This is a genomic window from Pseudomonas sp. MDV22-iso1 (assembly GCF_058145095.1).
In genome coordinates this window covers 159555-170157 of the sequence record NZ_JBYVMF010000015.1, presented here as the reverse complement: position 1 = coordinate 170157, position 10603 = coordinate 159555, and the positions used below count along the sequence as shown (strand labels likewise).

At 51.8% G+C, this 10603-nt stretch carries 11 protein-coding genes and 1 pseudogene; 7 read left to right on the top strand and 5 right to left on the bottom strand.

The window, feature by feature from the left end; all coding sequences use genetic code 11:
• The 4 genes and pseudogenes from AC3ZVB_RS18220 to AC3ZVB_RS18205 form a co-directional block, all read right to left on the bottom strand.
• A pseudogene (locus AC3ZVB_RS18220) lies at positions 1–258 on the bottom strand (copper homeostasis membrane protein CopD); the annotation flags it as partial.
• 3 nt (positions 259–261) lie between these two features.
• On the bottom strand, positions 262–645 hold the full coding sequence (gene copC / locus AC3ZVB_RS18215; protein ID WP_019821291.1) for a copper homeostasis periplasmic binding protein CopC: 384 nt from the start codon (positions 643–645) through the stop codon (positions 262–264).
• A gap of 369 nt (positions 646–1014) precedes the next feature.
• Entirely contained in the window at positions 1015–2403 is a 1389-nt protein-coding gene (locus AC3ZVB_RS18210) for a heavy metal sensor histidine kinase (protein WP_490147330.1), read from the bottom strand.
• On the bottom strand, positions 2400–3089 hold the full coding sequence (locus tag AC3ZVB_RS18205) for a heavy metal response regulator transcription factor (protein WP_490147329.1): 690 nt from the start codon (positions 3087–3089) through the stop codon (positions 2400–2402). The genes AC3ZVB_RS18210 and AC3ZVB_RS18205 overlap by 4 nt, the downstream gene beginning before the upstream one ends.
• A gap of 205 nt (positions 3090–3294) precedes the next feature.
• On the opposite strand from AC3ZVB_RS18205, the gene AC3ZVB_RS18200 reads away from it, so the two are divergent.
• The 5 genes from AC3ZVB_RS18200 to AC3ZVB_RS18180 all read left to right on the top strand — a co-directional run bounded on the left by AC3ZVB_RS18200 (position 3295) and on the right by AC3ZVB_RS18180 (position 7915).
• Positions 3295–3648, top strand: a complete 354-nt coding sequence (locus tag AC3ZVB_RS18200; protein WP_490147328.1) for a co-regulatory protein PtrA N-terminal domain-containing protein — start codon at positions 3295–3297, stop codon at positions 3646–3648.
• Positions 3649–3813: 165 nt separating this feature from the next.
• Positions 3814–4350 (top strand): cupredoxin domain-containing protein, encoded by a 537-nt coding sequence (locus AC3ZVB_RS18195; RefSeq protein WP_490147327.1) that lies wholly within the window; start codon positions 3814–3816, stop codon positions 4348–4350.
• A gap of 93 nt (positions 4351–4443) precedes the next feature.
• Positions 4444–4695, top strand: a complete 252-nt coding sequence (locus AC3ZVB_RS18190; RefSeq protein WP_102595275.1) for a DUF2933 domain-containing protein — start codon at positions 4444–4446, stop codon at positions 4693–4695.
• 2 nt (positions 4696–4697) lie between these two features.
• The gene (locus tag AC3ZVB_RS18185; RefSeq protein WP_490147326.1) at positions 4698–7055 is read left to right on the top strand and encodes a heavy metal translocating P-type ATPase; all 2358 of its coding nucleotides are present in this window, start codon (positions 4698–4700) and stop codon (positions 7053–7055) included.
• Positions 7056–7714: 659 nt separating this feature from the next.
• Complete coding sequence (locus tag AC3ZVB_RS18180; RefSeq protein ID WP_489388865.1) at positions 7715–7915, top strand: heavy-metal-associated domain-containing protein; 201 nt, start codon at positions 7715–7717, stop codon at positions 7913–7915.
• Positions 7916–8033: 118 nt separating this feature from the next.
• On the opposite strand, the gene flgB is transcribed toward AC3ZVB_RS18180, so the two are convergent.
• A complete protein-coding gene (flgB, locus tag AC3ZVB_RS18175) occupies positions 8034–8447 on the bottom strand; it encodes a flagellar basal body rod protein FlgB (protein ID WP_490147325.1) in 414 nt (137 codons plus the stop codon).
• A gap of 382 nt (positions 8448–8829) precedes the next feature.
• Here flgB and AC3ZVB_RS18170 point away from each other — a divergent pair, with 382 nt between their 5' ends.
• Together AC3ZVB_RS18170 and AC3ZVB_RS18165 are read left to right on the top strand one after the other, a co-directional pair.
• On the top strand, positions 8830–9036 hold the full coding sequence (locus tag AC3ZVB_RS18170) for a co-regulatory protein PtrA N-terminal domain-containing protein (RefSeq protein WP_046056971.1): 207 nt from the start codon (positions 8830–8832) through the stop codon (positions 9034–9036).
• Positions 9037–9255: 219 nt separating this feature from the next.
• Positions 9256–10603 (top strand): copper resistance system multicopper oxidase (locus AC3ZVB_RS18165; protein WP_490147324.1); only part of this gene is annotated, 1348 nt, incomplete at its 3' end.

Sequence of the window (10603 nt, the reverse complement as noted above, 5' to 3'; positions counted from 1 at the left end):
CATTTCAAAAATATGGTGATGTAGCTCCATAAGCTCCGATACACCGCTCATTGCTTTCGCAAGCAACAACATAGCAGCAAGGGATAGAGCTACACCCGCAACAGAAGTACCGTAAAGAAGCGACTCAAAATTCAAGACCGTGCCCGATACTCTTTCCTTTCCCCTGAGGCTGTACAAGCCGAATATTGCCAATCCGAATAACAACATCAGGTCGAAATAGAGAGCAAAGCGAACCACAATATTTATTGAGTCGCTCATAAATCATTTCACTTTAAATGAGAAGTTGCCGGTGATCGGGTGAGTGTCCGAGGAGACAGCACGCCATTCGACTTTGTAGGTACCGGTGGTCAAAGGTGCTGCCGGCGTAATCACCATCGTTTTCGGATCACCGCCACCAGCGACGGCAGCCTTAACACCCATTGGGGAGTTCGGCATGCCAGGCATATCGGTCATGATCAGTTTTGCACCGGAAAACTGAGTGGTGAGATTCTCAGAAAAGTGCAGTTCAATTTTCGAAGGGGCCGCCGCATTCGAGCCTTCTGCCGGAGTGGAAGAAAGGAGCTTTGGATGTGCTTGAGCAACTGCACTCAGAAGCAAACCAGCGGTAAGTGCAACAGCTACGGTCGTAGTTTTAAGGAATGACATGCAAGACTCCTCACAGCAAGAGCTGTTGATTCGAGGGTTGTTTGGGAATATCTAATTTTTACTTTTCGATTCTTGTTAAAACCACTGATGATTAGCTAGTAGCTTCCGTGTTCTAGGTCAGGTTGAACACGAGAAACTCACTAGGCCCCAACGTCACAGTGCAAGAACACGATGCCACACGAACGCAAACTGTTCGATTACATTTCAGTCAGCTTGACGCGGTGTTTGGCCTCGAATTGGCGGGCGTAGCGAGACTTAAAGACGAGACCGCGTGCCCCAGATACTAGGGTTTTCACTCATTCAAAAATAACGAAAGTAGACGCTGGGCGCAGGCTGAGAGATCGCCGTTCATCACAAATGCGCCGTTGTTCAGCTGACCTTCAAGTCAACACTAGGAAACTCTAGATGAAAGGCCGTTTTCCCGTCACATGACGTACACCAGATTTTGCCATCATGCGCCTCAATAATTGATCGGGTAATCGACAGACCTAGCCCTGCGTTGCTTGGACTCCCTTCTCGCCGCGCTGGGTCCACGCGATAAAAACGATCGAAAAGCTTTTCAAGATGTTCGGGGGCAATGGGTTCTCCGTGGTTCTCCACGACGACCATTACCGACATCTCCTTCTGGAGGATTTCGACACTGATCGTCTTCCCTTCAGAGGTGTAGCGAAGCGCGTTAGAGAGCAGGTTAGAAATGGCTCTGTGGAGCATAAGGACATCGCCTCGGACTCTGCCTCTTCCTGAAACCTTGAGTTCAATCCCTCGCTCATCAGCCAAAAGGCGGTAGTACTCAAGCAATTTCTCCACGACTTCCACCAGGTCTATTGGTTTGTTCTCGTGGGTGATCAGACCATTGTCAGATTTCGCCAGAAATAGCATGTCATCAATCATCCGACTCATACGCTTCAAGTCATCAAGATTTGAGTACAGGTTGTCTTCGTAGTCCTCAATATTCCTTTTTCTTGAAAGCACCACTTCGGTGTGGGTCATCAAGTTGCTCACGGGGGTCCGTAGTTCGTGGGCAATGTCTGCGGAAAAGTTTGATAACCGGACAAATGCGTCGTCGAGCCTGGACAACATTGCGTTAAACGACAGCACCATTTGCTGAAGTTCTTTGGGAACGGGTGCTAAGGGGATGCGCTCTTTGAGTGATTTTGCTGACATTGAGGCAGCGACCCGCGTGACCTGGCGAATAGGCCGCATGCCACTGCTTGCTACCATCCAGCCGAGTGCAGCACTGACCAATGCGCTGATCACCAACCCTATCCAAAACCAGCGCTCAAGCGTCTCGAAAAAGGACATATGCTGAGTAACGTCAAAGATTAAAATGACTGTCAACGGCTTGTCTTGCCCCTTCACTATGGCTTGTGCTGTCACGCCACGGAACATCTGCTCTTGCTCCCGCCACTCCCAGACGTTGTTGTTTGTGGTTGTGCGGAACTCCTTCGGAATATCTACCGGACCGGGATCAGCAAGCAGCAGCTTGCCGTCACCATCGATTATCAGGGCAGTCAAATCACGGTGAGCCCCCAGCAGCGCCTCCAGCTCAGGCTTAAACTCGCTGAATTGATCGATGCTGTTCAACCCGGACAAAATTTTCTGGGTCGAGTGGAGCTTTTCGTTCAATGCTTGCTGATCCAGCATCTTAAAATGATGCCGGCTGAGGTTATTGAAACTGAGTCCGGCGACCGTGAGCACGGCCGTTACCGCGAGCATGAACATCAGACTCATGCGGGTCGTCAGGGACATTCGGTTCATTCCGACTCCGAATCAGGTGCGTCGAGCATGTAGCCCATACCACGGCAGGTCTGGATCAGCTTGACCTCAAAGTCGTCATCAATCTTCGCCCTGAGCCTGCGCACCGCAACCTCGATAACGTTGGTATCGCTGTCGAAGTTCATATCCCAAACCTGGGAGGCGATAAGTGACTTTGGCAGCACCTCTCCTCGACGTCGTAGCAACAGCTCAAGCAACGCAAACTCTTTGGCCGTAAGGTCTATGCGCTTGCCTCCACGAATGGCCCGACGCTTGAGCAGGTCTACCTCCAGATCAGCCAATTTCATGTAGGTTTGCGAGGGAGCGCCGTTACCCCGACGCAGCAACGTTCTGACACGGGCCAGCAATTCAGAAAATGCGAAGGGTTTAATCAGGTAATCATCTGCTCCGAGTTCAAGTCCTTTTACTCGATCCTCAACACGGTCTCGCGCCGTGAGAAAGAGCACGGGAACGTCTTTCCCCGATGCACGAACCTTCTGAAGCACTTCCCAACCATCCAGCCCAGGCATCATGACGTCGAGAATCAGCAGGTCATAGGCCTCGCTCAAAGCGTGCTGAAGCGCCACTTTGCCATTAGTAAAGCGATCAACATTGAACCCCGCCTCGGTGAGTCCTTGCTGCAAATAGATACCTATTTTTGGTTCGTCTTCAGCGACAAGAAGTCTCATGAGGGTCGTTCTCAGATAATGGTGAAACGGAGTCTGCAACGAAAACCGGCAGCCAACCAGCAACTGACAGAAAAGTAATATTGGCTTCAGGTAGATGTCAGCAAGCGCTGTCTAGGGTTCAAACATGAGTACTTCCTGGTGCTCGACCGACTCTTCAGCATGAAACGTTTGGGAGCCGGAAAACAATTCCATAAGGAGTTGCCCCATGAATCGCCTGAAAATGCTGTTTTTTGTGAGCTCGATACTCGTCTCAGCTTCTGTATGGGCTGAAAGTGGCGGAGACCGGGTGATAGAGCGTATGGAAGGCCTGCGCGACAAGGCTGAAGCCGTACTGATTCAAGCTGAAAATGCCCCTGAAGGACAGCGTCATGCCCACATGGCCGAGCATATGAAGATGCTCGGCGACATCATGAGCCAACTCCATAAAGATCATCCAGACGCCTCAATGTCACCCCAGCAGCACGTAGCCTGGATGGAAAAGCACGACAAAATTGTCGACGACGTTTTGAGCCAAATGCAACGTGAGCACAAGCTGATGCTTTCAGAGAACCACCAGTGAGCAACTCGCTGAAAAGAGCTTTTTGAACAGTCTTGTTGAATGCGGCGTCATCTGGACGCCGTATTTATTTCGAAAACTGACAGAAATGTAGTGTTCAGGTCAGTTAACTGGCAGCTCCGTGTCTTTAGCATAGCCAGTGCTCCCACTCTTACTCTCGAGGTCACCATGAAAGCTAAGCTCGTTACCCCTGTCATCGCAGCAATCACTCTACTCTTCGGTGCTACGGCTATGGCCAGCGCAGGGCATGGGAAAGAGGACATCGGCCAGCCTGGAGTCACCTCTGAGGTTACCCGTACGGTGGAGGTCGAGATGGGCGATATTTTCTTCAAACCTGAAAGCATCGACGTAAAGCCTGGTGAAACTATTCGATTTGTCCTTCGCAATGAGGGTTCGCTGCTGCACGAGTTCAATATCGGCAAAGCCGCTGCTCATGCAGCACACCAAAAAGAAATGGCAAGCATGTTCCAGAACGGGACGCTTAACCCCACCGGTACCGGGAAAACGATGAGCGGTATGAGCCACAGCATGGGTGGAATGAAGATGGTCGGAATGGAGCACAACGACCCGAACAGCATCCTGATTGAGCCTGGCGCAACCCAAGAGCTGATCTGGACCTTCAACAACAGCACAGGCCTTCAGTTTGCCTGCAACGTGCCGGGGCATTATCAGTCAGGGATGGTTGGTCCGTTTGACCTGAAGTAAGCCGGAGCTGGCTGCTAACACCGCTTCGAGGCACGAGTCGGCTACGCTCTGTCGCAGAGATCACAGCAACGCTCACACAGTGGGGTTTAGATCATGAATAACCATCAGCATCCGGATGGAAATACCACCGCACCATTTTGGAGGCGCAAAACAGGCGTTGTACTAATCATGCTCATCGCGATTGGTGCCTTCTACGTGTTGCGGGAGCATTTCAGCCACGTTTATCCATTTTGGCCTTATCTGATTCTGTTGATCTGTCCATTGATGCATTTTTTTGGACATGGACATGGCGGACATAGCCATGGCGATCAGGCAGCAACCCACAAGGACGAAAAAGGGAAATAGCCATGCCTACCATATCGAGCCACCACGACCACAGTCACGCCCATGCTGCTCCGCTCAATGACGATGATCTACGTGACCCGGTGTGCGGAATGGCAGTCACTTCACCAAGTAAGTTTGGTGAGTCTTATCAGGGACAGACGTATCAATTTTGTAGCCTGAAATGCCAGGAGAAGTTTCGAGCAGATCCTGAACGCTACAGCGGTAATGTTTCGAGCGCCGAGTCCCGCGTCATCACTCCAGAGCCTGCGGTACAAACAGGCACTGAGTTTACCTGTCCGATGCACCCGGAAATACGCCAGCCCGGACCCGGCAACTGCCCTAAATGTGGAATGACATTAGAGCCGGTCATGCCCGCGCTCCACGAAGAAGAAAATCCTGAACTCCGGGATTTCGCCCGCCGCTTTTGGTGGTCGCTGCCATTAACCGTGATAGTGACCGTGCTCGCCATGGCGGGACACTCGTTACAACTCCTCCATGGCTCGATCCAAAACTGGATCGAGCTCGCTCTGGCGACACCGGTGACCTTATGGGCAGGTTGGCCCTTTTTTGTAAGGGGCATAGCCTCTATTAGAAATCGCAGTCCAAACATGTGGACTCTGATTGGTTTAGGTACCGCCGCAGCCTACCTTTACAGCGTAATGGCAACGCTCTTACCCCAAAGCTTTCCCGTCACCTTCATGCAAGATGGACGTATCGGTGTCTACTTCGAAGCCGCCGCGGTCATCATCTCGCTCACCTTGCTTGGGCAGATTCTTGAGCTCAAAGCCCGATCGCAAACCTCCGCCGCCATTAAGTCTCTTCTCGGTCTATCGCCCAAGACCGCACGCCGGATCAATGCCGATGGACAGGAAGAAGACATTCCTCTCACCCATGTCCACCTTGGAGACCATCTGCGGGTCAGGCCTGGTGAAAAGGTGCCAGTTGATGGCTCAGTACTGGAGGGTGAAAGTGCGGTGGATGAGTCCATGCTCACTGGTGAGCCAGTGCCGGTAATGAAGAGAGCTGGAGATAGCCTGATCGGCGCCACGCTGAATACACATGGCAGCTTGGTAATGGAGGCGCAGAAGGTCGGCTCCGAGACCATGCTGTCACAAATCGTACAGATGGTCGCTCGGGCTCAGCGCTCCAAAGCACCAATGCAACGAATGGCCGACTCTATTGCTGGCTACTTTGTGATGGGTGTTATCGCGATTGCGATACTGACATTTGTCGGCTGGGGGCTTTTTGGCCCTGAGCCCAGTTGGGTGTTTGGTCTGATCAACGCTGTCGCCGTACTGATCATCGCTTGTCCCTGTGCGCTAGGTCTTGCTACGCCGATGTCGATCATGGTTTCGACGGGTAAAGCAGCCAGCATGGGTGTGCTGTTCAGGGATGCCAGTGCCATCGAAAACCTTTGCAAGATCGACACGCTGATTGTCGATAAGACAGGCACCCTGACAGAGGGACGGCCAGTGTTTCACAGTGTGGAGGCCACACCCAGTTTCAATCCCCACGATGTTCTTCAGCTGGCTGCCAGCCTTGATCAGGGCAGCGAACATCCCTTGGCTCATGCAATCGTCGATCACGCCCGAACCGAGAACATTAAGCTCACCAAGCCAGAATCCTTTGAGTCTGGTTCAGGTATCGGGGTCAGTGGCATCGTTGATGGTAAGAAGATCCAGCTAGGGAACACCGCGTTGATGGAAGCCGCAGGCGTGAACACCAAGCCCCTACAGGTGCGTGCAGAGTTGTTGCGTCTTGACGGCATCAGCATCATCTACCTCGCAGTCGACGGGGTATTGGCAGGGTTACTGGCAGTATCAGATCCAATTAAGCCGACCTCCAAAGAAGCAGTCACCAAGCTCAAGGCTGATGACATCAAAATCATCATGGCTACTGGCGACGGGCTCACCACCGCTCGGGCTGTCGCCAGGGAGATGGGGATTGAAGAGGTACACGGTGAAGTGAAACCTCAGGACAAGGAACGTCTGGTCGCAGACCTCCAGCAATACGGCCGGAAGGTTGCCATGGCTGGTGACGGTATCAACGATGCACCGGCCCTGGCGCGAGCAGATGTGGGCATTGCCATGGGGACAGGGACTGACGTTGCGATGAATAGCGCGCAACTCACGCTGGTAAAAGGCGACCTGATGGGGATTTTACGAGCAAGGGCTCTTTCGGTCGCAACAGTAAAAAACATGCGGCAAAACTTGGGTTTCGCCTTTGTTTACAACTCGATGGGTATTCCCCTTGCCGCAGGCTTGCTCTATCCACTGACGGGACACCTCCTGTCGCCAATGATCGCTGCCATAGCCATGAGCGTCAGTTCTGCATCTGTAGTTTTCAATGCATTGAGACTGAGGAATGCCCGAATTGACTGAGCTTCAATTGCGAAATTGCAGCGCACTTGACCATGCGTTTGCATACGATCTGACCAGGCATTTGCATTTGACTGACCACCGATTGCAGAGGATTTGACCAACCAGGCATCAAAGCTGAGAGGCTCATGACGACCCGTAGCTGTCCGTCAGCAAAGGCCGAAGGCGACCAACTGCGGCCAGTCGAGAGTTTAGAAAAAAAGCGAAAGGTTCATCGATACCCGCTTACGCGGCGTCAGCTAAATGATTGGGCAGGTGCTGATTTTCGGTTTTTCTTTTGGGCGGGTGTACTCGGACCCTAGCCTGACCAGGTTACTTAGGGGCTCGTGTTGTCAGCCAAACGAGGAGTTTTCTACGGTCGCGACGCAAGGTGTATGGAAATTAGCGAAATTATGTCCTAAGCATAAACTCGCTAATTTCGATACACATGCTGGGTGTGATGGATATTGCTCCGTAGGCAGAATAGCCTCGTTAACAACTGGCTGACCTGGCCACCGAGCCGCAAGGTCCTCGGGCCAAATGCAAACGGGTGGTCAAGTCTGTGCAATTACCCATCAATGATGCTCACAACCCGAAACAGATAACAGTTGACCTTGCCATCATGTCAACGTTGATGCTGTCGGTGCGGTGAAAAGAGACCGCTCAGCACGAGAGGAATAACCATGTTCGTCTTAGATGTATCAGGAATTGGATGCGGCAGTTGCGTCAGCAAAATCACCAAAGCGATTCAGTCACTGGACACCGAAGCTACGGTTTCCGTGGATCGGTCAGCCGGTAAGGTGAGTGTTGAAAGCAGCGAAAGCCCAGAACAGATTCGTAAAGCTGTCGAGGCGTTAGGTTTTCCTTCCCAGATCAGCGCTTGAATGCTGACACCTGCCCCTGGTCAGAGCCCCATATGCAAAGGGCTCCCCTTGGTGAACCCTCAGGGAGTACCGAAGCAGCCGCGTCGGCCATAATTACCGCTCGCAAGCCCCTGCGCTACTAATCACCTCGCAGAGCTTTGAGCAAACCTTTGAATGCTCCATTCAACCGAGTAAAAGCGGCGTCGAAACGTATTCCATTTTCTGCGTACTTTGCGACCTCGATCTGCTGATCGACAGTATTTTGATCGATGGCAGGTTGAGCCGGTGTGCTGTAAAGCAAGCCACCTCCATAAATATCACTTGCTGATTCTTTTCCGGCAATGTGTTTTACATTTGTTGTTTCCAAAGAAAACTGAGTAGCAGGTGTTTCTTTTGTCTGGCTTGCAAGCACAGTAGAAAAATCTAAATCTCGGGCCTTGAAGTTCGGCGTATCAGCGTTTGCGATATTGTTACTCAGGATCTCAGCTCTTTGACTACGATAAATTAACGCTCTTTCTGCGGAGCCAAGCGCTTTCTCAAAATTAATACTCACACTCAATCACCCTCAGCAGCGCTACTATTTTCCAAGAACATCGAACACTTAAGTGTTGACGCGGTGCATCCAGGTTCACATATGCAGTTCTAGTGTAGAAACTAAAAAAACGTCTTCACCTTGAAAATTAACGGAAACTTACAAGTTACGCACCTCAAACTGATACTCAGTAAAGCGCTGTGACGCTGGAAGATCGAGACCTTACGGATTAAATAGCGTATTCCTCAAGAGAAATATCGCAACCTGACACAACTGTAATATTCACCTAAGGTTCCTGACAGGGGATGAGCCTTATAGTCCTATTGAGCCTTAAGCTCTTCCCTAAGAATCATCACTTGATGTGGATTCGGGGGATTACCAATACTCATCCGAGGAAATTCAAATGAACCCCATCAAAACTTTGTTCGTCATCGCAGCCCTGACCGTCTCTTCTTTGGCAATGGCTGAAGGCGGTGGTGACCGGGCGTTCGCACGTATGGAAGCGGCTAGGAATAACTCAATGGAATCGTATCAAGTAGCCCAAAAGCAAAGCACCCAACCTCCCATCGCAGAAAGCCAAGCCAAAGCGATGGACCACAAGAATTGCTGAATAGCTTGCTGCGCTCCCAAGCTGACAGAAATGTAATCACTGTGGTGGTTCAAATGTGGCAATTTCTGAGCTCGCTTGCCGTAAGAACTCGTTTTTAGTGACGGCGAGCGAGCTCATTCGGGCTCATCACAAAACCCTGAGAGAGTGCCTTCAACCTGTTTGAGCAACTCATTGGTTGCTTCGCACGGCTTCCCTTTTGACTGATCGGACATAAACGGCATGCATTCCAAAACCTCTAGGCGGACATTCGTTAAAGGCCTGGCCGCTGGTGGCATTCTCGGCGGCCTTGGTCTGTGGCGCACTCCTGTATGGGCAGTGACCAGTCCTGGTCTGCCGAGCGTTCTCACCGGTAACGAATTTGAACTGTTTATTGGTGAAACCCCTGTAAACATAACTGGCTCGCCGCGCACAGCCATGACCATCAATGGTTCGTTGCCCGGACCTTTGCTGCACTGGCGCGAAGGCGAGACGGTCACACTGCGTGTGAAAAACCGCCTAGACCAAGACACCTCCATTCATTGGCACGGGATCATTCTGCCCGCCAACATGGACGGTGTACCGGGTTTGAGTTTCCATGGCATCGCGCCCGATGGAATGTACGAGTACAAATTCAAGGTGCATCAGAACGGTACGTACTGGTACCACAGCCACTCTGGTTTGCAGGAGCAGGCAGGCGTTTACGGTCCAATCGTCATCGACTCGAAAGAGCCTGAACCTTTTCAATACAACCGCGACTATGTAGTGATGTTGACTGACTGGACCGATGAAGATCCTAGTCGCGTCATGGCCAAGCTCAAGAAGCAATCGGACTATTACAACCACCACAAACGTACCGTGGGCGACTTTATCGACGACGTCAGCAAGCAAGGTTGGTCTGCTGCCGTCGCCGACCGGAAGATGTGGGCTGAAATGAAAATGAACCCCACTGATCTCGCAGACGTCAGTGGGGATACTTACACCTATCTCATGAATGGCCAGGCGCCTAACGGTAACTGGACCGGTATTTTCAAGCCGGGCGAGAAGCTGCGCCTGCGCTTTATCAACGGCTCAGCTATGAGCTATTTCGACGTCCGCATCCCTGGTTTGAAAATGACCGTTGTGGCGGCTGACGGCCAACATGTCAAACCAGTCAGCGTCGATGAATTCCGCATCGCCGTGGCAGAAACGTATGACGTGATCGTAGAACCTGCCAGCGAAGAGGCTTACACAATTTTCGCCCAGTCCATGGATAGAACTGGTTATGCACGTGGAACCTTGGCAGTTCGCGAAGGATTAAAGGCGCAGGTACCTGCGATCGATCCTCGGCCGCTTTTGACCATGGATGACATGGGTATGGGCGGTATGGCGGGCATGGACCATGGCAGCATGGCTGGTATGGGTGGCGATATGAAACAAGGTGACATGTCAGGCATGGCTGGCATGGACCACAGCAAGATGGCGGGAATGGACCAAAGTGACATGACCGGGATGACCGGCATGGACAGCGGTGACATGACTAGCATGGCCGGTATGGACCACAGCAAGATGGCGGGAATGGACAAAGGCGACATGTCCAACATGGCCGGTA